The sequence below is a fragment of the Sphaerisporangium corydalis genome, from assembly GCF_025506355.1.
GTDB lineage: Bacteria > Actinomycetota > Actinomycetes > Streptosporangiales > Streptosporangiaceae > Sphaerisporangium > Sphaerisporangium corydalis.
In genome coordinates this window covers 146300-167183 of record NZ_JANZYP010000009.1, presented here as the reverse complement: position 1 = coordinate 167183, position 20884 = coordinate 146300, and the positions used below count along the sequence as shown (strand labels likewise).

Genomic DNA, 20884 nt, shown 5'->3' with positions numbered 1-20884 from the left:
GGCCGGCGGGACGGGTCAGGCGGTGAGGGCGGTGCGGAGGCGGGTCTCGTCCACGCGCCAGAAGTCGTGCTGGACGCCGTCGACCAGCGTGACGGGGATCATCTCCCCGTAGGCCCGCTGGTCCTCCTCGGAGGCGGTGATGTCGCGCTCCTCCCAGCTGACCCCGAGTTCGGCGGCGACCCGCCGGATGACGGCCCTGGCGTCGTCGCACAGGTGGCAGCCGGGCTTGCCGAGGAGCGTGATCGTGTGGTCTCGCGGAGCCATGCGCCCAGCCTAACGGCCCCTCCCGGCGTGTCGTGGATCACAGCGGGAGGGCCGGATCCCGGACCGTCACCCCTACCTGGGAAAGTGGTGACCCGAGAGGCCGCGCTCGCACTTTGTGCATAGCTTCACAAAGGTACTAACCTGAATGCCTGCGCCCTCTCCTCGACATCCGTCACAACCGCGAGCGCGGCCGGGGCGCACCGGCCGCCCGTCCCCTGGAGTTCCGGCCAAAGTGATCCGCCGCATGTCTCAAGCGCGCGAACGTGGCATCCCCGATGCGACGGTCGCGCGGCTGCCGCTCTACCTGCGCGCGCTGAACGGGCTAGCGGAGCGGGGGACCGCCACCGTCAGCTCCGAGGACCTGGCGGTCGCGGCGGGGGTGAACTCGGCGAAGCTCCGCAAGGACCTGTCCCATCTCGGGTCCTACGGCACCCGCGGCGTCGGCTACGACGTGCAGTACCTGATCTACCAGATCTCCAGGGAGCTTGGCCTGACCCAGGACTGGGCCGTGGCCATAGTGGGGGTCGGCAACCTCGGGCGCGCCCTCGCCAACTACGGCGGGTTCGTCTCCCGGGGGTTCCGGGTGGCCGCGTTGTTCGACGCCGACAGGTCCGTCGTGGGCGAGCGGCTGGTCGGGATGGCCGTGGACCACATAGACGCGCTGGAAAGCGTGATCGAGGACCGGGGGGTCTCCATCGTGGTGATCGCGACACCGGGCGCGGCGGCCCAGCAGGTGGCCGACCGGGTCATCGCCGCCGGGATCACGAGTATCTTGAACTTTGCCCCCGTTGTGCTGACGGTGCCCGACGGGGTCGATGTCCGCAAGGTCGATCTATCGACCGAACTGCAGATTCTTGCGTTCCATGAGCAGCGCAAAGCGGATCGTGACACAGGGAGTCCGATGATGGCTGGAGACTGGGCCGAGGTGATGGACGCATGAGCCTTCTCGCGGTCGGCCTCAGCCATCGGACGGCACCCGTGGCGCTGCTCGAACGCGTCGCCGTGACCGGAGACGCGCTGGTCAAGCTTCTGCACGACATCCGCGCTGACGCGCACGTGTCCGAGGTGATGATCGTCTCCACGTGCAACCGCGTCGAGGTCTACGCCGAGGTGGACCGGTTCCACGGCGGCGTGACCGCGGTGACCGACCTGCTCGGCACCCACACCGGCGTCCCGCACGAGCAGCTCACCCGCCACCTTTACGTCCACTACGAGGACCGGGTCGTCGAGCACCTCTTCTCGATGGTCTGCGGCCTCGACTCCATGGTGGTCGGCGAGGGCCAGATCCTCGGCCAGGTACGCCAGTCGCTGCGGCTGGCCCAGGAGCAGGGCACCGCGGGCACCACGCTCAACGAGCTGGCCCAGCAGGCGCTGCGCGTCGGCAAGCGCGCCCACACCGAGACGGGCATCGACCGGGCGGGCGCCTCCCTCGTCGGGGTGGGGCTGACCCTCGCCGAGCGGGTCCTCGGCCCGATCAAGGGCAAGCGCGCGCTGGTGGTGGGCGCGGGCTCGATGAGCGCGCTGTCCGCCGCCACCCTCGGCAGGGCCGGGATCACCGACATCGTGGTCGCCAACCGCACCTTCGAGCGCGCCGCGCGGCTGGCCCAGTCCGTCGGCGGGCGCGCCGTCGAACTGGCCGACGTCCACCGCGAGCTCGCCGGCGCCGACCTGGTCATCTCCTGTACGGGAGCGGGTAGCGTGGTCATCGGCACCGAAATGGTGGCACGGGCGGAGCGCGACAGACCGCTGTTCCTGCTCGACCTCGCGCTCCCGCACGACGTGGACCCGGGCGTGCGCACACTTCCGAACGTCACGCTGGTCGACCTGGAGTCGATGCAGGAGGCCGGGCTCGGCGCGCAGGGCGACGGGGGGTCCGACGACGTCGTCGCGGTCCGGTCCATCGTGGCGGCCGAGGTGTGCGAGTATCTCCGGGCCGAGCGTGCCGCCAAGGTCACGCCGACCGTGGTGGCCCTGCGAGCCAAGGCCGCCGGCGTGGTCGAGGCCGAGCTCGGGCGCCTGGTCACCCGCGTGCCCGAGATCGACGGGCGGCTCAAGGGCGAGATCGCCCAGACCGTCCGCCGGGTCGTGGACAAGCTGCTCCACGAGCCGACTGTGCGTGTCAAGCGGTTCGCGGCGTCCCCGGCGGGCGATCATTATGCTGAGGCGCTGCGCGAACTGTTCGACCTGAACCCGAAGGTGCCCGAGGCAGTGACCAGAGCCGACGTGGCCGTGGAGACCGATGTGACCCGTCGAGCCGGCGAGGAGGAGGCATGACCCAGAGCCTGGGACCGGCCACGGCGCGGGGCGTCCTCCGGCTCGGCACGCGGCGGAGCCTGATGGCGACCACCCAGTCCGGGCAGGTCGCCGACCGGCTGGCCGCGCTGACCGGCCGCACGGTCGAGCTCGTCGGCGTGACGACCTTCGGCGACGTCACCAAGGCCCAGCTCGCCCAGCTCGGCGGCACCGGCGTGTTCGTCAGCGCGCTGCGCGACAAGCTGATCGAGGGCGAGATCGACTTCGCGGTCCACTCGCTGAAGGACCTGCCGACCAAGCCCGACCCGCGCGTGGTCCTGGCCGCGATCCCGCCGCGCGACGACCCGAGGGACGCGCTCGTCGGCGCGGAGAAGCTGGCCGACCTCGCGCCCGGCGGCCTGGTGGGCACCGGCTCGCCGCGCCGCGTGGCCCAGTTGCGCGCGCTGCGCCCCGACCTCGAGTACGTCCCGATCCGCGGCAACGCCGACACCCGCATCGGCAAGGTCGCCTCCGGTGAGCTGCGGGCCGTCGTGCTGGCCGCCGCCGGGCTCGGGCGCATCGGCCGCGCGGCCGAGATCTCCCAGTTCTTCGACGTCGCCGACATGCTTCCCGCCCCCGGCCAGGGGGCGCTCGCCGTCGAGTGCCGGGCCGGCGACGCCGACCTGATCGACCTGCTCGGCCTGCTCGACGACCCGCGCACCCGTACCGCGGTGACCGCCGAGCGCGCCGTGCTCGCCACGCTGGAAGCCGGTTGCAGCGCGCCCGTCGGCGCGTACGCGACCGATGACGGGCACATTCTCAGCCTGACCGCCGCCGTGGTCGCCTTCGATGGCACGCGGTCGGTGCGCAAGTCCACCGCCGGTGATCCCTTCGCCGCCATGGAGCTCGGCCGCGAACTCGCGACCGCCATGATCGCCGAGGGAGCCGGCACGTTGATGGGGGAGCGGACCCATTGAGCTCCGGTAGCCAGACCAGCAAGACCGACGAGACCGTCACGACGCCAGGGGGCGAGGCCGGGGAGACCGGCGCGAACGGCACCGAGGACATCGTCACGGACGGCGGGCACCGGCGTGAAGCCGGGTTCGTCGCGTTCGTCGGGGCGGGGCCGGGTGACGAGAACCTCCTCACCCTGCGCGGGGCCGACCTGCTGTCGCGGGCCGACGTCGTCGTCCTGGACAAGGAGACCTACGGCGCCCTGCTGCGCCACTGCCCGCAGGACGTCAGGGTCGTCGACGTCGCCGACGACATGGGCGCGGTCTCGCTGAAGGCCGTGCAGGAGGCCAAGGCCGGATGCCGCGTGGTGCGCCTGTGCGCCGGCGACCCCGGGTTGTTCTCCTCGGTCACCGAAGAGGTGGCGGCCTGCGCCAAGGCGGGGGTGGACTTCGAGATCGTGCCCGGCGTGCCCCCGGCCACCGCGGTGCTCACCTACGCGGGCATCGCCCCGGCCGTGGCCGTGCCGGAGTTCCGCATCGTGGACGCAACCCAGGTCGACGACTGGTCGGTCCACGCCGGGTCCGCCGGCACCGTGGTGATCTACAACGGCGTCGCCGACGCGGTCGCGATCGGCAAGGCGCTCGTCGCGGCGGGCAAGCCCGACACCACACCGGTGGCGGTGACCCAGAGCGGTACCACCACCGAGCAGTACACCGTGGTGTCCTCGCTCGGCAGGCTCGCCGCCGACCTCAAGCACGCCGACATCGCCGAGCCCGCGCTGATCGTCGTCGGCGAGGCCGTCGGCACGCGCGACCGGCTGTCGTGGTTCGAGAACAAGCCGCTGTTCGGCTGGCGCGTCCTGGTGCCCCGCACCAAGGAGCAGTCGGCCGGGCTGTCGGAGCAGCTCCGGTCCTACGGCGCGGTGCCCGAGGAGGTGCCGACGATCTCGGTGGAGCCGCCGCGCACCCCGCAGCAGATGGACCGCGCCATCAAGGGCCTGGTGACCGGCCGCTACGAGTGGGTGGCCTTCACCTCGGCCAACGCGGTCAAGGCGATCAGGGAGAAGTTCGAGGAGTACGGCCTGGACGCGCGGGCGTTCGCCGGGCTGAAGGTCGCGGCCGTCGGTGAGGCGACCGCCAGGGCGCTGGTCGAGTTCGGTGTCAAGCCCGACCTGATGCCCGCCGGCGAGCACTCCTCCGAGGGCCTGCTGGCCGAGTGGCCGCCGTACGACTCGATGCTCGACCCGATCAACCGGGTCCTGCTGCCGCGCGCCGACATCGCGACCGAGACGCTGATCGCCGGGCTCACCGAGCTCGGCTGGGAGTGCGACGACGTCACCGCCTACCGGACCGTGCGCGCGGCACCCCCGCCCGCGCCGATCCGCGAGGCGATCAAGGGCGGCGGCTTCGACGCCGTGCTGTTCACCTCCTCAAGTACCGTACGCAACCTCGTCGGCATCGCCGGCAAGCCGCACAAGGTGACGGTCATCGCGGTCATCGGGCCGCAGACCGCCAAGACGGCGGCGGAGTTCGACCTGCGGGTCGACATCATGGCCGAGACCCCCTCGGCCTCGGCGCTGGCCTCGGCTCTCGCGGAGTACGGCGCCAAGCAGCGTCAGGCGGCCCTGGCGGCCGGCGACGTCCCCCGGAGGCCCTCGCAGACCCGCAGGGGCGCGCGCCGCCGGGCCAGATGATCCGATGACAGTCGATCCCCCATCGCCGGTGCCGTCGCGTACGTGCGAAGGCACCGGCGGGGTCGGGGAGGGGAGAGCACGATGAGCGACGCGCAATTCCCGGTGGCGCGGCCCCGCAGGCTGCGCCGTACCGCGCCCATCCGCCGCATGGTGGCGGGCACCCGGCTGCACCCGGCCGAGCTGGTGCTGCCGATGTTCGTCAAGGAGGGCGTGAGCGACCCGCAGCCGGTCTCCTCGATGCCCGGCGTCGTGCAGCACACCCGCGACTCGCTCCGCAAGGCCGCGCACGACGCGGCCGAGGCGGGCGTGGGCGGTCTCATCCTGTTCGGAATCCCGGCCGTCAAGGACGCCAGGGGCTCGGCGGGCGACGACCCCGAGGGAATCGTCCAGGTGGCGCTGGCCGACCTGCGCGCCGACCTCGGCGACGCCATCGTGGTCATGAGCGACACCTGCCTGGACGAGTTCACCGACCACGGGCACTGCGGCATCCTCACCCCCGAGGGCGAGGTCGACAACGACGCCACGCTGGAGCGGTACGCGGCCGTGGCCGTCGCCCAGGCGGCGGCCGGGTCGGAGGTGATCGCCCCGAGCGGCATGATGGACGGCCAGGTGGGCGCGATCCGGGCCGCGCTGGACGCCGCCGGCTTCCCGCACATCCCGATCCTGGCCTACTCGGTCAAGTACGCCTCCGGCTTCTACGGGCCGTTCAGGGAGGCCGCGGAGTGCGCGCCGAGGTTCGGCGACCGCAGCGGCTACCAGCAGGACCCCGCGGGCCCGGTGGGCGAGGCGCTGCGCGAGGTGCGCCTGGACCTCGCCGAGGGCGCGGACGCCGTCATGGTCAAGCCCGCACTGGCCTACCTGGACATCCTGCGGCAGGTCCGCGACAGCGTGGACGTGCCGGTCGCGGCCTATCAGGTGAGCGGCGAGTACGCCATGGTGGAGGCGGCGGCGGCCAACGGCTGGATCGACCGCGACCGCATCATCATGGAGTCGCTCATCGCCATCCGGCGCGCCGGGGCCGACATGATCCTCACCTACTGGGCTACGGAAGTGGCCAGGAGACTATCCTGACGGGCCATTTCCGGGGGTCGCCTCACCTTGGACGCCCCTCATCGGGCATCATCAGGGGAAGGCAGGGTGGGGGAGGAAACACGATGGTGGGGGTACCACTGGCGGCTCGCCGAGCGAAGAGGCGAGGTCGTTCCCATGGGAGAGCGCACACGATCGCCTCGGTGCTGGAGTACGCCGAGCTGGGATGGGCGAGCTGTCTGGGCGCCCATTCGCCGCGCGAAGGGCGGCGTGCCTGCTCGTGTGACCGCCTCGGCTGTCCCGACCCGGGGGCGCATCCGCTGTCGCCGGCCTGGCAGATGATGGCGACCACCGACCCGGCGCTGCTGACCCGATGGTGGGAGCAGAATCCCGAGGCGAACGTGATCCTTCCCACCGGCCGGGTGTTCGACGTGTTCGACGTACCGGCCACGGAGGGCCAGATGGCTCTCGCCACGATGGAGTCCTCCGGCTTCGCGACGGGCCCGGTCGCCGCAAGCGGCGACCGGGTCCTTTTTTATGTCGCGACGCGCGGGGCCCCCGAGGACGAGGACGAGTGGTGGTCCTGCCACCTCGACTACGGCCCCGAGACGATCGAGGACAGCCCCGGGCTGCGCTGGCACTGCCGCGACAGCTACGTCCTTGCCCCGCCGTCGGCGCTCTCTGACGGCAGCCATTCCCGCTGGCTGCGGCCCCCCGACGGGCGCCCGCTCCCCGACCCGCTGCACGTCCTCGACCGGCTGGCCGACGCCCTGCCCTGAGCCTGCCCGCCGCCGGCCGGGGTGCTCCGCGTCCGGCGAGATGCCCGTACGGCCCTCTGCAGGTCTGCAGGGTCCTTCCCCGGCCGACCGGGAGGGCGGGGCCCACGCGGGCTAACCTTGACGCGTGAGCCGTACGGAGATCTCCGAGTCCTTGTTCGACCGTGCCCGGGCCGTGGTGCCCGGAGGCGTCAACTCCCCGGTGCGCGCCTTCGGCGCCGTCGGCGGCACCCCGAGGTTCATGCGCTCGGGCCAGGGCCCCTACATCGTCGACGCCGACGGCAACCGCTACGTGGACCTGGTCTGCTCCTGGGGCCCGATGATCCTCGGCCACCGCCATCCCTCCGTGGTGGCGGCGCTCACCGAGGCGCTGGTCCACGGCACGTCCTTCGGCACCGCCACGCCCGGCGAGGTCGAACTGGCCGAGGAGATCGTCTCCCGGGTCGGCCCGGTGGAGATGGTCCGCCTGGTCAGCTCAGGCACCGAGGCCACCATGTCGGCGATCCGCCTGGCGCGCGGGTTCACCGGCCGCTCGAAGGTCGTCAAGTTCGCCGGCTGCTACCACGGCCACGTGGACGCCCTGCTGGCCGCCGCCGGTTCCGGTGTGGTGACCTTCGGGCTGCCCGACACCCCGGGCGTGACGGGCGCGTCGGCGGCGGACACCATCGTCCTGCCGTACAACTCGCCCGAAGCGGTCACCGAGGCGTTCCGGGCATTCGGCGATGAGATCGCGTGCGTGATCACCGAGGCGTGCCCGGCGAACATGGGCGTGGTGCCGCCGGGCCCGGGGTTCAACGCGCTGCTGCGCGAGCTGTGCACGGCCTCCGGCGCCCTGCTGGTCGTCGACGAGGTGCTCACCGGCTTCCGGGTCTCGGCGTCCGGCTGGTACGGCCTGGACCCCGTGGAGGCCGACCTGATGACGTTCGGCAAGGTCATGGGCGGCGGCCTGCCGGCGGCGGCGTTCGGCGGGCGGGCCGAGGTCATGGGCCGCCTCGCGCCCGAGGGCCCGGTCTACCAGGCGGGCACCCTCTCGGGTAACCCCCTGGCCTGCGCGGCCGGGCTGGCCACCCTGCGGGCCTGCGACGACGAGGTGTACGCCCGGGTGGACGCGGCGGCGGAGACCGTCGGCCGCGCCGCCTCGGACGCGCTGACCTCGGCGGGGGTGCCCCATCGGCTGCAGCGGGCCGGCAGCCTGTTCTCGGTCTTCTTCACCGACCGTGCGGTCACCGACTTCTCCGGTGCCCGCGACCAGGACACCGGCGCCTACCGCGCGTTCTTCCACTCCATGCTCGACCAGGGCGTCTACCTGCCGCCCTCGGCGTACGAGGCGTGGTTCCTGTCGGCGGCCCACGACGAGGAGGCGCTCGCCCGGATCACCGACGCGCTCCCCGCCGCCGCCAAGGCCGCCGCGTCCGCCGCCTCGGCTTGAGCGTCGCGCGGCGGGTCGTGGGGCTCCGACCTTTCAGCCTGAACGGGACTATCGCCGGTAAATCATTTAGCATCGCTATATGCTCGATCTCCACCGCCTGAAGGCCCTGCACGCGGTCGCCGTGTACGGGTCGGTCGGCGCCGCCGCCGAGGCGCTCATGGTGACCCCGTCCGCCATCTCCCAGCAGATCGCCAAGCTGGAGCGGGAGACCGGTTCCACGCTCATCGAGCGCAGCGGGCGCGGGGTGAAGCTCACCGACGCCGCCGGCCTGCTCGCCGAGCACGCAGAGCGCATCCTCGCGCTGGTGGAGATGGCGGAGGCCGACTTCGAGGCGCTCAGGGGCACGGTCGTCGGGCGGCTGTCGATCGCCGCGTTCCCCACGGCGGCCCGCGGCCTGCTCCCGGCCGCGCTCAAGGAACTGAAGCGCCGCCATCCCGAGCTCGACCTGATGCTCTACGAGCGCGAGCCCGAGCGGCAGGTGCGCGAGGTGGCCCGGGGCGAGCTGGACCTGGCCCTGGTCCAGGACTGGCTGAACCGGCCGATGGCCCTGCCCGAGGGGCTTTCGCGGGCCCCGCTGTTCGACGACGTGGTGGACGTGGTCCTGCCGGCGGATCATCCGCTGGCCGGCCGGCGCGAGATCGACCTGGCCGAGCTGAGCGGCGAGCGGTGGATCAGCTCCTCGCCCGGCACGGTCTGCCACGACTGGCTGGTCTTCACGCTGAGGACGGCGTCGCTGGAGCCGGAGATCTCCTGCGTGGCCGACGAGTACGCGACGCAGATCGCCCTGGTCGGCGCCGAGCACGGCTGCGCCCTGGTGCCGCGCCTGGGCAGGGACGTGCTCCCGGCGGACGTCCGGACCGTGCCGCTCCTGCCGAGGCCGACCCGCCGGATCTTCGCGCTGTGGCGCACCGACGCGGCCCGGCGGCCGGCCATCCGGGCGGCCGTGGACGTGCTGCGCCAGTTGAGCCCGCCTTCGGGGCTGATGCCCATCTCCCAGGAACCTCAGGAATCCGACGAGTCCGGCATGGCACGTCACGTTTTGTCCCGTCCGGGCCAGTAGGCTGGTAGGTGTCATGAGCGAAAGCACCGTTGTTCACCTGCTCCGTCACGGAGAGGTGCATAATCCCCAAGGCCTCCTGTACGGCAGGTTGCCCGGATATCACCTCTCGGAGGACGGCCGGTCCATGGCCGAGATGGTGGCGAAGGCGCTGACGGGCCGCGACATCGTGGCGCTGTACAGCTCCCCGCTGGAGCGGGCGCAGGAGACGGCGGCTCCCCTGGCGGAGGCGCTGGAGCTCCCGATCCAGACCGACCCCCGGCTGATCGAGGCCGACAACGTGTTCCAGGGTCTGGTCATCGGCGGCATGTTCCGCTCGCCGGGCAACTACCGCCACCTGTGGAACCCCACCCGCCCCTCGTGGGGCGAGCCGTACGCCGAGATCGTCAAGCGGATGCGGTCGGTCATCGACCAGGCGCGTTCCGAGGCCCGGGGGCACGAGGCCGTCCTGGTCAGCCACCAGCTTCCGATCTGGATCATCCGGCTGGCGGCCGAGGGCCGCAGGCTGATGCACGACCCGCGCAAGCGGCAGTGCGGGCTCGCGAGCCTGACGAGCCTCACCTTCGAGGGCGGGCGGCTGGCGAGCGTCGGCTACAGCGAACCGGCGGGCGCCCTCATAAAACCCCCTAAACTGCTCAAACCGGCCAAACGGCGGTAGTCAACCTCGTTCCGCCCCGATTTCGAGGGCGCGTGGTGCGCTGGGTAGGGTTTGAGCTCTACCGGTTGTAGTGCGCAAGGAGATCCCTGCCCCGTGTCCCCGAAGTCTCGTGCCCTGCTCCTGCCCATGGCGCTGGCCATGGTGGTCGTCGCGGGCTGCGCGGGAGGCCAGGGCACCCAGCCGCAGTCCGGTGACACGCGCTTCGTCGCGGGCAGCGGCGCCGTGCAGTTCTTCCCCGCCGCCGAGCGGCAGGCCGCCCCGGCGGTCCAGGGACAGACGCTGGAGGGCACGCCCGCGAGCCTCGCCGACCACAAGGGCGACGTCGTGGTGCTGAACTTCTGGGCGTCCTGGTGCGCGCCCTGCCGCAGCGAGGCCCCGGTGCTCAAGGACATCGCGGCCACGACCAAGAGCCGGGGGGTCAGCTTCCTCGGCGTCGACTTCAAGGACGACAAGGCGCAGGCCCTGGCCTTCCAGCGCACGCAGCGACCCGGGTACCCCAGCCTGTTCGACCAGCCGGGCAAGGTCGCCCTGGCGTTCCACGGCATGGTCAACCCCGCCGCGATCCCCTCGACCCTGGTGCTCGACCGGCGGGGCCGGGTCGCCGCCCGCGCCCTCGGACAGGTCAAGTACTCCGACCTCGTCGACGTGGTCACCAAGGTCAGCGATGAGAAGTAGCCACTCCCCGAAGGACCCGCGCCGGCCGGGTGCGCCGTGAGCGACCTGGCGGGCACCGTCGCCGCGGGTTCGCTGGTCGTGGCTCTGCCCATCGCACTGGCCGCCGGTCTGGTGTCCTTCCTGTCGCCGTGCGTGCTGCCCCTGGTGCCCGGATACCTCTCCTACGTCACCGGCATGAGCGGCGACCCCCGGCGCGGGCGCATGGTCGCGGGCAGCGCGCTGTTCGTCCTGGGCTTCTCCCTGGTGTTCGTCCTCGGCGGCGCGCTCTTCGGCGGGCTCGGCGCCCTGCTGCTCGGCAACGCCGAGGTGATCACCCGCGTGCTCGGCGGCCTGACGATCGTGCTCGGCCTGGCCTTCCTCGGCCTGGTCCCCGGCCTCCAGCGCGACGTGCGCATCCACCGCTTCCCGGCGGCGGGCATCGCGGGCGCGCCCCTGCTCGGCATCGTGTTCGGCCTCGGCTGGACGCCCTGCATCGGCCCCACGCTCTCCGCCGTGCTGACCCTCTCGCTCGACCAGGCCAGCGCGGCGCGCGGCGCGACGCTGGCCTTCGCCTACGCGCTGGGCCTCGGACTGCCGTTCGTCCTGGCCGCCCTGGCCTACCGCAAGGCGCTCCACACGTTCAAGGCGGTGCGCCGCCACTCCCGCCTGATCACCCGTGTGGGCGGGGCGATGCTGGTCCTGGTCGGCGTGCTGCTGGTGACCGGCCTGTGGGGTCAGGTCATCGCCAACATGCAAGGCTGGGTCGGCGGATTCGAGCCGGTGATCTGATGACGTCGACCGAAGAGGTCAGGGCCGACCCGGTGCGCCCGACGGGCTTCGGCCCGCTGGGCTGGCTGCGCTGGGCGTGGCGGCTGCTCACCTCGATGCGCACGGCGCTGATCCTGTTGTTCCTGTTCGCGGTCGCCTCCGTGCCCGGGTCGATCTACCCCCAGCGGTCGATCAGCCCGGAAAGGGTCGCGCAGTACTTCAAGGACACCCCCGGCCTGGCGGGCTGGCTCGACCGGCTGTGGCTGTTCGACGTCTACACCTCGCCGTGGTTCGCGGCGACCTACCTGCTGCTGTTCATCTCCCTCGCGGGCTGCGTCGTCCCCCGGGCGGCGGCCCACCTGCGCGAGATGCGGCGCAAGCCGCCCGCGGCCCCGCGCAACCTGTCCCGGCTCCCGCACCACGCCTCGTTCCAGGCCCCCGGCGCCACGGTGGAGACGCTCGCCGCCGCGCTCAGGAAGAAGCGGTTCCGCACGGTCACCGGCCCCGGCTGGGTGGCCGCCGAGAAGGGCTACCTCCGCGAGACCGGCAACCTGCTGTTCCACTTCGCCCTGCTCGCCCTGCTGGTGGCGGTCGGCGCGGGCGGCCTGTACGGCTACCGGGGCAACGTGCTGCTCGTGGAGGGCAACGGGTTCGCCAACACCGTCGCCGCCTACGACCGGTACATCCCCGGGCAGAAGGTGTCGCCGGAGTCGCTGGAGCCGTTCTCCTTCACCCTTGAGGACTTCCAGGCGACCTACGTCGCCACGGGGGAGCGGCGCGGCCAGCCGCTCGACTTCTCCGCCCGCCTGAAGGTGACCGACCGCCCGGGGGCGCGCGAGCGGCCCTACGACCTGAGGGTGAACGAGCCGCTGGACGTCGGCGGCACCCAGACGTACCTGATCGGCCACGGGTACGCCCCGACGTTCACGGTCCTGGACGGCAAGGGTCAGGTGGCCTTCGAGGGGCCGGTGCCATGCCTGGCCGCCGACCAGATGACCTACACCTCCGAATGCGTCGTCAAGGTGCCGGACGCCGAGCCGGAGCAGCTCGGGTTCCTCGTGCGCTTCCTGCCGACGACCGTGCCCGCCCAGGACGGCTCCTACGTCTCGGTCTTCCCGGGCGCCGCCAACCCGACGGCCCAGGTGTTCGCCTTCTCCGGCGACCTCGGGCTGAAGTCCGGGCAGCCGCAGTCGGTCTACCAGCTCGACACCAAGAGCCTCAAGCCGCTGGTGATGGGCGCCGACGCCAAGCCGCTCAGCGTCGGCGCCACCCTCCCGCTGCCTGGGGGGGCCGGGTCGATCCGGCTCACCGGCGTACGCGAGTGGATCAGCCTGCAGATCGCCTACGACCCTGGCCGGGTCCCCGCCCTGCTGGCCGCGGGCCTGGCCGTGCTCGGCCTGGTCCTGTCGCTCACCGTCCGCCGCCGGCGCCTTTGGGTGCGGGTGGCGCAGGAGGGCGACGCGGTCGAGGTGGGCGGGCTCACGCGCACCGAGGGCGGCCCGGCGTTCACCGATGAGTTCTCCCAGATTGTCACGGCCCTTCGAGGTCCCGAGGCCGGCGAGTCCGCCTCGCGTCAAGGAGTAAAGGATGCCCACTGACGTCAATTCCGGGCTCGCCACGCTCAGCGACCAGCTGATCCTGGCGACCGTCCTGCTGTATGTCCTGGCCATGATCGGATACGCGCTGGACCTCGGCTTCGGCCGGGCGCGCGCGGCGGCCCCGGCCCGCGAGCTGGTCGCCGCCGGCGAAGGGCTCCCCGCGGCGCCCGAGCCCGCGGAGGACGGCCCCCCGCCGCCCGCCTGGGCCGCGCGGGCCGCCATGTTCGCGATCGTGGTGAGCTTCCTCGGCTGGGCCGCCAACCTCGGGGCGATCATCACCCGTGGGGTCGCGGTCGGCCGCTGGCCGTGGGGCAACATGTACGAGTTCGTGGTGGCGATCTGCTTCGCCGCCATGACGGCGTTCCTGGTGATGCAGGCCCGCCAGCCCGTGCGGTTCCTCGGGGCGTTCGTGTCGGTCGCGGCGGCGCTCGGGCTCGGCTTCGCCGTCCGCTACCTGCACGTGCAGGCCGGACCGGTCGTGCCGGCGCTCAACTCCTACTGGATCGCCATCCACGTGACCGCCGCGATCTTCGCGAGCGGCCTGTTCATCGTCGCGGGGACCTCGGGGATCCTGTTCCTGGCCCGCAAGGACGGCCCGTCGCGGCTGCCCGGCCGCGACGATCTGGAGCGGCTCGCGCACCGCGCCATCGTGATCGCCTTCCCGATCTGGACGTTCGCCGTGATCGCGGGCGCGCTGTGGGCCGACAAGGCGTGGGGTCGCTACTGGGGCTGGGACCCCAAGGAGGTCTGGGCGTTCATCACCTGGATCGCCTACGCGGCGTACCTGCACGCGAGGGCCACCGCGGGGTGGCGGGGCAGGGCGGCGATGATCGTCCAGCTCGTCGCCTTCGGCTGTCTGCTGTTCAACCTCGTGGGTGTGAACATCTTCATGTCGGGCCTGCACTCCTACGCTGAGGTGCCCTAGCCCCTGAACGCCCCCTGACCGTCCGGCCTCTCCCCTACGAGAGGCCGCCGGGGCCGCCCGTGCCCGCCGTCACGGCTCGCACGGGCGTGCCACCACCACCTGTCAGGGACACCCGCCGGGGGTCAGTCGTCCTCCCGGCGGAGGCGGCGGTCGAGGTCGCGGAGGAAGTCGGGGTCGTCGTCGGGTCCACGGGGCACGGAGGGCCGGGGCCGGCCGGGCCGGGCGATGCGTTGCCTCTGAACTGCCTGCTCGCTCTGGGGGCGGCCGAGCAGCAGCCATAGAAGGCCGCCGAGGTCGGCGAGAAGGACGACGATCAGAACCCAGAGCAGTTTGGGCAGGTTCCTTACGTCCTCCTCCGGTGTGGTGATCACATCGAACAGGCAGTAAAGCCAGAAGGCTAACAGGGCCAGGCCAAGAAGCACGCTAGGCATGTCCGCAGCGTAAGCCATTCGACGGTAGATCGTGTTCCCGGGGCGTAACAGCGCACTCCGATCCATCCCCATCGGACATCGGAGATGACTTCCCGAGCGGCCTCGTCGTACCGTGGACCGTGACCACGCTTCGCGGACGTGAGAGGTGCGTGCCGATGTTCGCGCTCCCGGCACCCTGGCCGTCGTCTTGACGGCGTTCTCCGGCGACAGGGGTCGCCACCGGAGAGGGCCACGCTGGCGGCAGAAGGCTCCGTACGGCTCTCCGTACCGCGGCGAGGCCCCCCGCGAGGGGACGCAGGAACCTGCGGAAGGAAGGCGCCCAGAGGGCGCGCCGGAACGCAGGGGAGACCCGCCCCGCGAAGGCCGTGAGGGGCGCGGCGACTCCTCGCGCGACCGCCTGGACTACCGCGACAGCGGGCGCAGGGCGAACCGCCGCGAGCGGCGCGCCGACGCCTTCTGGGAGGCGGAGCCGCCCCGGGCCGACTCGACGCGGGCCGTCACCGCGCCCGTGGTCGACCGGCCGCAGTACATCTGGCGGGACTTCGAGCTGGACGACGAGCCGCCGCTGGCCCAGCCCAACGCCCCCGACACCCCCGACGTCCGCGACGGGCTGCGCCACTGCGGCCCGCTGGAGCAGATCCTCTACCGCCAGTGGGACGCCGCCGACGGCCCGCCCTCGCCGGACGCCGTCCGCGCCGTGGACAGCCTCGCCCGCCTCCCGGAGCGGCTGAAGGCCCTGCTGGCGGTCGGGCTCGACGGCATCTACGTCGGGGCGGGCGGCGTGCCCGACCTGGACGACATGGGTTACCTGCGGGGCGCGCCGCTGCCCTCGGGCCGGGCCACATGGGACGTCTGCGCCGGCGCGTACGGCGACCGCAAGATCGTGGTGGGGGACCGGCCGTCGCCCACCCCCGACGTGATGATGCACGAGACCGGCCACGCCCTGGACGACATCGACGCCTCACCAGGTGAATGGGTGTCCGACTCCCCGGAATTCGTGGCCCTCTACGAGGAATGCGGGGCCCTGTTCGCCTCGGCGTTCCACAAGCAGTCAGGTGGTCTCGGCCGCAAGGAGTTCTTCGCCGACGCCTTCGCCGCGATCGCCTCGCGGCAGCGGCCGGCGCTGGTCGACATGCTCAATGGAGACACCCGTGCCGCTCTCAATGTCATGCTGTTCTTCAACCGGCGCTACGGAATCTAGGTGATCCGCCATGTACGTCATCCGGCTCGTGGACGGGACGTTGCGGATACCGCATTCCCTCACCAGTGACGACGGACGCCTGATCGGTAACGCGTACGTGGAGATCGCGCCGAGCGACCCCGACTATGAGCGCTGGCTGCCGGAGTCGATCACCGAGGAGCAGGAGGCCGAGCGGCGCGAGCGGTGGCAGGAGGAGAACGACGCGCTGGAGCGCGAATTCCTCGCGTTCAAGGAGTCACAGGCGAACTCGGACCGCTGATCCCGCCCCGAAGGTCCGGGGGGCGCGCCGATCGCGCGCGGCGGATCGTCGCCCAGAGCGTGGCGCGGGCGGATGACCGAAAATCGCGTGGGCCGGACGGCGAAGAGAAGATCGCCCCGTAATGCCATTAATGACATGCCCGAAAAAAAGAGCAGTGACCCTGCGGCTTCCGGGGGGCACGCAGGATCACCGGGTGGTGCAAGGCGGCTTCGAGTTCACCGTGCCCCGCGATGGACGCCGGGGACGGCACGCTCTCACCTGTACATCAGACACGCGGAGAGTCGCCACTCGGCCGATCGGCCGTGAGGACTTCCTCGCCACGCAGGAGAGCGTGCACCTCCGACTCGCGGAAACGCCGGTGCCCTCCGGGGGTACGGATGCTGCTGATGCGGCCTGCCGCTGCCCAGCGCGTCACCGTTTTCGGATCGACCCGGAAGAGGGCGGCAACCTCTCCGGGGGTCAGCAGGCGTTCGCTGCTACTCTCCACAATCTCTCCCCCTCGCATCCCGCATCCTGAAGCGGGCGGACAGGTAACCAGTTTGCCGAGCGGAAACTGATATATCCGTGATTTACATCGAAAGATCACGGGTTGTTATCAGCTGACTGCCCGTTTGTTATATGATAGAGCCTCTTTGGGGCGCTCGTGGGTGTTTCTTTACAAAAGCGCCGTGATGTGAACACTAGCAGTGCTCGCACCCGATGCGAAGTGAGCCTTGTAAAGCTCCACTCACGAAATCGGGCTCCGTCCAACGGCGGCGTAGACCGCTCCAGCTGTCCGGTGACGTAACCTCGACGTTGTGCGACCGTTCCTCGTCTACACCGCGTCACGGCTCGGCCTCTTCGCCGTCACCCTTGGTGTGCTCTATCTGATCGGCCTCCACCACGCCCTGTGGCTCATCGTGACCAGTTTCGCGGTCAGCGGCATAGCCAGCTACGTGCTGCTGTCGAGGCAGCGCGACGCGGTGAGTGAGCAGATCAGCAAGGGCCGCAGGGGTTAGGAGAGCGGGAACAAGCCGACCCGGGCATGGTACTCGTGTCCGAGGTGCGTGGTGTCGCTTCCGATGAGAAGGCCCTCTTTGTACGGCAGGAACGCTTTGACACCGATGCCCCGGTCCCGCGTCGGGTTCCACGCGAGCGCCCTTCCGGTGCCGGGGTGGATCGCTCCGATGCCCGGCCGGGGCACCGCGCCGGGGCCGGCCGAGTCCGACCCCCTGGGGTTGTCCAGCCACCGCTGGTGGCCGCCGACGTACACCGCGGCCCCGGTCACCGCCACGGAGTACAGCGAGTCGCCGCCGGTGAAGTTCACCCACGTCGGGGCCACCTCGTCCCCGCGCGCGTAGGTCTCGAAGCGGGCCGCCGAATCGCACAGCCTGCCCGAGCCCTTCGCGCCGCCCGTCGTGACCAGGACGAAATACTGTCCGTCGGGTGAGAAGTCCAGCCCTCGCACGTAAGAGGGGAAGACGTCCTTGCAGGCGGCCGCGTACGCCTCGGTGTGCCAGCCGGTCACGGTCGCCTGGGCCGCGCCGATGTCGACCAGGCCGACCTGGGGGCGGCGCAGCCCGTCCAACGTGGTGAAGGAGCCGTCCAGCGCGAGCCGGTCGCGGGTGGCCGCCATCGCGTAGACCTTGAGCGAGCCGCCCCGCTCGCCGCCGGGGGTGACCGTGAAGGCCGGGTCGACCGCTCCGGTGACCGGGTCGAGCCGGGCGAGCGCCGCGCGGGCGCTGCGGCCGACGCCGGTGAAGTCGCCGCCCACGTACAGCCCGCCGGGGTGCAGGACCAGGCTGGAGACCGCGCCGCCGCGCACCGGCGCCGAGAAGGACTCCACCGGCGACCCGTCGGCGAGGGACAGCCGGGCCAGGCCCCGGCCGGGGCGGCCCGCTGCGGACATGAAGGCGCCCCCGGCGTAGACCGAGCCTGCGGGGCCGGCCGCCAGCGCGTTGACCGGGCCGTCAGGGTCGGGGGCGAAGCGCGGGTCGATCCTGCCGGTGGCCAGGTCGAAGGCGAACAGGTTGCGCCTCGGGACCGCCGCCGCGCCGCCGGCCTCGCGCACCTCGCTGAACGCGCCGCCGACCACAACGGTGCCGCCGACGAGGGCGAAGGCGTTGACGATGCCGTCCAGGACGTGCGGAGTGGTGTCGGCGGGGTCGGCGGAGACGACCCGGGAGTGGCGGACCTCGCCCGCCGAGGCCGGGCCGCAGGGAAGGACGACCAGCGCCGCGACGAGCAAAGGGACGGCCATGACAGGGGAGATGAGAGTCGGCTTTCGGGCAAACATTCACCAAGTCCTAGCAGACGCTTAGTAATGATGTGGCTACTTTGGGTTGACCGGCGCGAGGCCACTAAGCTTGTCGCCATGACGCGTGCAACCCTGGACAAACAGCCGCACGAGGTCGCGGCGATGTTCGACCGCACGGCCCGGCGCTACGACTTGGTCAACGACGTGCTCTCGCTCGGTCAGGACCGGCTCTGGAGGAGGGCCACCTCGGCGGCGGTGGACGCGGGCCCGGGTGAGCTCGTCCTCGACCTCGCGGCCGGCACCGGCACCTCCACCGACTCCTTCACCGGCCTCGGGGCGCGCGCGATCGCGTGCGACTTCTCCCTCGGCATGCTCGGCACGGGCGCCGGGCGGCGGGGCGGGTCCGGCCTTCACGGGGGGGTGCGCGGGGTCACGTTCATCGGCGGCGACGCGCTGCGGCTCCCGTTCGCCGACGGCGCCTTCGACGCGGTGACGATCTCGTTCGGGCTGCGCAACGTCAACGACACCGTCGGGGCGCTGCGCGAGATGCTGCGGGTCACCAGGCCGGGCGGACGGCTGGTGGTGTGCGAGTTCTCCAGGCCGACGGTCAAGTCGTTCGAGCTGGTCTACTCGCAGTACCTCATGAGGCTGCTGCCGCCCGTCGCCCGGGTCGTCAGCTCCAATCCCGACTCGTACGCGTATCTGGCCGAGTCGATCCGTGCCTGGCCCGACCAGGCGAGCCTTGCCCGGCTCGTCCAGGAGGCGGGCTGGGAACGGGTCGGCTGGCGCAATCTCTCCCTTGGCATCGTGGCCCTCCACAGGGCCGTCAAACCGACCTTGGGCGAGTAGGTAAGCTCCATCTGACATCGGGCAGGGGAAAAAGGGTTAGACTTCCGCCGACAAGTTTGTGAAGTAGTTCACAAAGGCACGAAGGCCCTGAAATCCCGAGGCCCTCGACACCCAGGACAGGACAGGTCCCGTGAGCGAGTCAGCCCCCGCGGCGGACGCCGACATCATCGTCGTCGGCGCAGGACCCGCGGGTTCGACCACGGCCTTCTACCTCGCGCAGGCCGGCTTCGAGGTGCTGCTGCTGGAGAAGACCCGGTTCCCGCGCGAGAAGGTGTGCGGGGACGGGCTGACCCCGCGCGCCGTCAAGGAACTGGTCGCCATGGGCGTCGACATCGACGGCCCCGGGTGGATCCGCAACAAGGGGCTCCGCGTCGTCGGCGGCGGCCTGCGGCTGGAGCTGGCCTGGCCCGAGCTGTCGAGCTTCCCGGACTACGGCCTGGTGCGCACGCGCCTCGACTTCGACCAGATCCTCGCGGCCAACGCCGAGCGCGGCGGCGTCACGATGATCCAGGGCGTCAACGTCACCGGCCCGGTCCTCGACCCGCGCAGCGGCCATGTCGTCGGCGTGACCGCCAAGCGCGACGGCGAGCAGGTCACCTACCGCTCCCGCCTGGTCGTGGCCGCCGACGGCAACTCCACACGGCTGTCGCTCGCCATGGGCCTGCACAAGCGCACCGACCGCCCGATGGGCGTCGCCGTCCGCACCTACTACACCAGCCCCCGCCACGACGACGACTGGCTGGAGACCTGGCTGGAGCTGTGGGACACCGAGCAGGACGGGTCGTCCCGGCTGCTGCCCGGGTACGGCTGGGTGTTCGGCGTCGGCGACGGCACCAGCAACGTCGGCCTCGGGCTGCTCAACACCAGCGACGCCTTCCAGAACCTCGACTACCGCGACCTGCTGCGCCGCTGGGTGAAGAACATGCCCGCCGAGTGGGGGTTCAACGACGAGAGCATGACGGGGCCGATCCGGGGCGCGGCGCTGCCGATGGCCTTCAACCGCCAGCCGCACTACACCCGGGGCCTGGTCCTGGTGGGCGACGCCGGCGGCATGATCAACCCGTTCAACGGCGAGGGCATCGCCTACGCGATGGAGACCGGCCGCATCGCCGCCGACGCCATCACCACCGCCCTGTCCGGCACCACCCCCGCCCAGCGGGAACGCGTCCTGCGCGCCTATCCGAAGACGCTCAAGGACGCCTACGGCGGCTACTTCACCGTGGGCCGGATGTTCGTCGAGGCCATCGGCAAGCCCGGGGTGATGGGCTTCCTCACGAGGCACGGCCTGCCACATCCCACTCTGATGCGGTTCGCTCTGAAACTCCTTGGTAACCTCACGGACCGGCGGGGCGATGCGTCCGACCGGATCATCAACGCCCTGTCGAAGATCGCGCCGCCGTCATGACACAGCACCCGGAACGAAGATCGATGATCGCCCTGCCTAGACTCAGCAACCGATCGACCGAATCTCCAGCGCTCAGAGGGGACGCATAGCGATGGAACTGTACGTGCCCATCCTGGTTCTCGCGATCATCGCGGCGGGCTTCGCCGTGTTCTCCGTCGGGATCGCGCCCTTCACCGGCCCCAAGCGCTGGAACCGGGCCAAGCTCGACGCCTACGAGTGCGGCATCGAGCCGACGCCGCAGCCCGTCGGCGGCGGCCGGTTCCCGCTGAAGTACATGATCACCGCGATGCTCTTCATCGTGTTCGACATCGAGATCATCTTCCTTTATCCGTGGGCGGTCGCTTTCGACCAGCTCGGGGTCTTCGGACTGGTCGAGATGGTGCTGTTCATCGTCACCGTCCTGGTCGCGTACGCCTATGTCTGGCGCCGCCGCGGCCTGGACTGGGACTGAGAGGCAGCGTGCCGG

At 71.4% G+C, this 20884-nt stretch carries 23 protein-coding genes; 19 read left to right on the top strand and 4 right to left on the bottom strand.

Annotation, left to right across the window (positions count from 1 at the left end; all coding sequences use genetic code 11):
• Positions 1-15: 15 nt before the first annotated feature.
• Complete coding sequence (locus NYZ98_RS09660) at positions 16-264, bottom strand: glutaredoxin family protein (protein WP_262842236.1); 249 nt, start codon at positions 262-264, stop codon at positions 16-18.
• A gap of 244 nt (positions 265-508) precedes the next feature.
• Here NYZ98_RS09660 and NYZ98_RS09655 point away from each other — a divergent pair, with 244 nt between their 5' ends.
• The 13 genes from NYZ98_RS09655 to ccsB all read left to right on the top strand — a co-directional run bounded on the left by NYZ98_RS09655 (position 509) and on the right by ccsB (position 14037).
• Complete coding sequence (locus tag NYZ98_RS09655; RefSeq protein ID WP_380707391.1) at positions 509-1204, top strand: redox-sensing transcriptional repressor Rex; 696 nt, start codon at positions 509-511, stop codon at positions 1202-1204.
• Positions 1201-2538, top strand: a complete 1338-nt coding sequence (locus NYZ98_RS09650) for a glutamyl-tRNA reductase (protein ID WP_262842234.1) — start codon at positions 1201-1203, stop codon at positions 2536-2538. The genes NYZ98_RS09655 and NYZ98_RS09650 overlap by 4 nt, the downstream gene beginning before the upstream one ends.
• Complete coding sequence (gene hemC / locus NYZ98_RS09645) at positions 2535-3473, top strand: hydroxymethylbilane synthase (protein WP_262842233.1); 939 nt, start codon at positions 2535-2537, stop codon at positions 3471-3473. Before NYZ98_RS09650 ends, hemC begins: the two co-directional genes overlap by 4 nt.
• An 89-nt stretch (positions 3474-3562) precedes the next feature.
• Entirely contained in the window at positions 3563-5143 is a 1581-nt protein-coding gene (locus NYZ98_RS09640) for a bifunctional uroporphyrinogen-III C-methyltransferase/uroporphyrinogen-III synthase (protein WP_262842249.1), read from the top strand.
• Between the two features lie 81 nt (positions 5144-5224).
• The gene (gene hemB / locus NYZ98_RS09635) at positions 5225-6214 is read left to right on the top strand and encodes a porphobilinogen synthase (RefSeq protein ID WP_262842232.1); all 990 of its coding nucleotides are present in this window, start codon (positions 5225-5227) and stop codon (positions 6212-6214) included.
• 83 nt (positions 6215-6297) lie between these two features.
• Positions 6298-6951, top strand: a complete 654-nt coding sequence (locus NYZ98_RS09630; protein WP_262842231.1) for a bifunctional DNA primase/polymerase — start codon at positions 6298-6300, stop codon at positions 6949-6951.
• 124 nt (positions 6952-7075) lie between these two features.
• Positions 7076-8377, top strand: a complete 1302-nt coding sequence (hemL, locus tag NYZ98_RS09625; RefSeq protein ID WP_262842230.1) for a glutamate-1-semialdehyde 2,1-aminomutase — start codon at positions 7076-7078, stop codon at positions 8375-8377.
• A gap of 79 nt (positions 8378-8456) precedes the next feature.
• Positions 8457-9437 (top strand): LysR family transcriptional regulator, encoded by a 981-nt coding sequence (locus NYZ98_RS09620; RefSeq protein ID WP_262842229.1) that lies wholly within the window; start codon positions 8457-8459, stop codon positions 9435-9437.
• 13 nt (positions 9438-9450) lie between these two features.
• Positions 9451-10092: a histidine phosphatase family protein gene (locus NYZ98_RS09615; protein ID WP_262842228.1), complete on the top strand. Its 642-nt coding sequence runs from the start codon at positions 9451-9453 to the stop codon at positions 10090-10092.
• Positions 10093-10185: 93 nt separating this feature from the next.
• On the top strand, positions 10186-10767 hold the full coding sequence (locus tag NYZ98_RS09610; RefSeq protein WP_262842227.1) for a TlpA family protein disulfide reductase: 582 nt from the start codon (positions 10186-10188) through the stop codon (positions 10765-10767).
• Positions 10768-10803: 36 nt separating this feature from the next.
• On the top strand, positions 10804-11535 hold the full coding sequence (locus tag NYZ98_RS09605; RefSeq protein ID WP_262842226.1) for a cytochrome c biogenesis CcdA family protein: 732 nt from the start codon (positions 10804-10806) through the stop codon (positions 11533-11535).
• Positions 11535-13112: a cytochrome c biogenesis protein ResB gene (resB, locus tag NYZ98_RS09600; protein ID WP_262842225.1), complete on the top strand. Its 1578-nt coding sequence runs from the start codon at positions 11535-11537 to the stop codon at positions 13110-13112. Before NYZ98_RS09605 ends, resB begins: the two co-directional genes overlap by 1 nt.
• Positions 13102-14037, top strand: coding sequence for a c-type cytochrome biogenesis protein CcsB (gene ccsB, locus NYZ98_RS09595; RefSeq protein WP_262842224.1), 936 nt, complete (start codon positions 13102-13104; stop codon positions 14035-14037). Before resB ends, ccsB begins: the two co-directional genes overlap by 11 nt.
• A gap of 122 nt (positions 14038-14159) precedes the next feature.
• Here ccsB and NYZ98_RS09590 read toward each other — a convergent pair whose 3' ends face one another.
• Positions 14160-14468: a PLDc N-terminal domain-containing protein gene (locus tag NYZ98_RS09590; RefSeq protein WP_262842223.1), complete on the bottom strand. Its 309-nt coding sequence runs from the start codon at positions 14466-14468 to the stop codon at positions 14160-14162.
• 145 nt (positions 14469-14613) lie between these two features.
• Between NYZ98_RS09590 and NYZ98_RS09585 the strand changes: the two genes are divergently transcribed.
• Both NYZ98_RS09585 and NYZ98_RS09580 read left to right on the top strand, forming a co-directional pair.
• On the top strand, positions 14614-15669 hold the full coding sequence (locus tag NYZ98_RS09585) for a hypothetical protein (RefSeq protein WP_262842222.1): 1056 nt from the start codon (positions 14614-14616) through the stop codon (positions 15667-15669).
• A 10-nt stretch (positions 15670-15679) separates the two neighbouring features.
• Positions 15680-15928 carry a hypothetical protein gene (locus NYZ98_RS09580; protein ID WP_262842221.1) on the top strand — a complete coding sequence of 83 codons (249 nt, stop codon included), beginning with the start codon at positions 15680-15682 and terminating at the stop codon, positions 15926-15928.
• A gap of 265 nt (positions 15929-16193) precedes the next feature.
• On the opposite strand, the gene NYZ98_RS09575 is transcribed toward NYZ98_RS09580, so the two are convergent.
• Entirely contained in the window at positions 16194-16433 is a 240-nt protein-coding gene (locus NYZ98_RS09575) for a BldC family transcriptional regulator (RefSeq protein WP_262842220.1), read from the bottom strand.
• 292 nt (positions 16434-16725) lie between these two features.
• Here NYZ98_RS09575 and NYZ98_RS09570 point away from each other — a divergent pair, with 292 nt between their 5' ends.
• On the top strand, positions 16726-16926 hold the full coding sequence (locus NYZ98_RS09570) for a DUF4229 domain-containing protein (RefSeq protein ID WP_262842219.1): 201 nt from the start codon (positions 16726-16728) through the stop codon (positions 16924-16926).
• Here NYZ98_RS09570 and NYZ98_RS09565 read toward each other — a convergent pair.
• Positions 16923-18167, bottom strand: a complete 1245-nt coding sequence (locus NYZ98_RS09565; RefSeq protein ID WP_262842218.1) for an NHL repeat-containing protein — start codon at positions 18165-18167, stop codon at positions 16923-16925. The two genes, NYZ98_RS09570 and NYZ98_RS09565, sit on opposite strands and share 4 nt — an antisense overlap.
• 114 nt (positions 18168-18281) lie before the next feature.
• Between NYZ98_RS09565 and NYZ98_RS09560 the strand changes: the two genes are divergently transcribed.
• The 3 genes from NYZ98_RS09560 to NYZ98_RS09550 all read left to right on the top strand — a co-directional run bounded on the left by NYZ98_RS09560 (position 18282) and on the right by NYZ98_RS09550 (position 20869).
• On the top strand, positions 18282-19013 hold the full coding sequence (locus NYZ98_RS09560) for a demethylmenaquinone methyltransferase (RefSeq protein WP_262842217.1): 732 nt from the start codon (positions 18282-18284) through the stop codon (positions 19011-19013).
• Positions 19014-19143: 130 nt separating this feature from the next.
• Positions 19144-20418, top strand: a complete 1275-nt coding sequence (locus tag NYZ98_RS09555; RefSeq protein ID WP_262842216.1) for a geranylgeranyl reductase family protein — start codon at positions 19144-19146, stop codon at positions 20416-20418.
• 91 nt (positions 20419-20509) lie between these two features.
• The gene (locus NYZ98_RS09550; RefSeq protein WP_262842215.1) at positions 20510-20869 is read left to right on the top strand and encodes an NADH-quinone oxidoreductase subunit A; all 360 of its coding nucleotides are present in this window, start codon (positions 20510-20512) and stop codon (positions 20867-20869) included.
• The last annotated feature ends 15 nt before the right edge of the window (positions 20870-20884 follow it).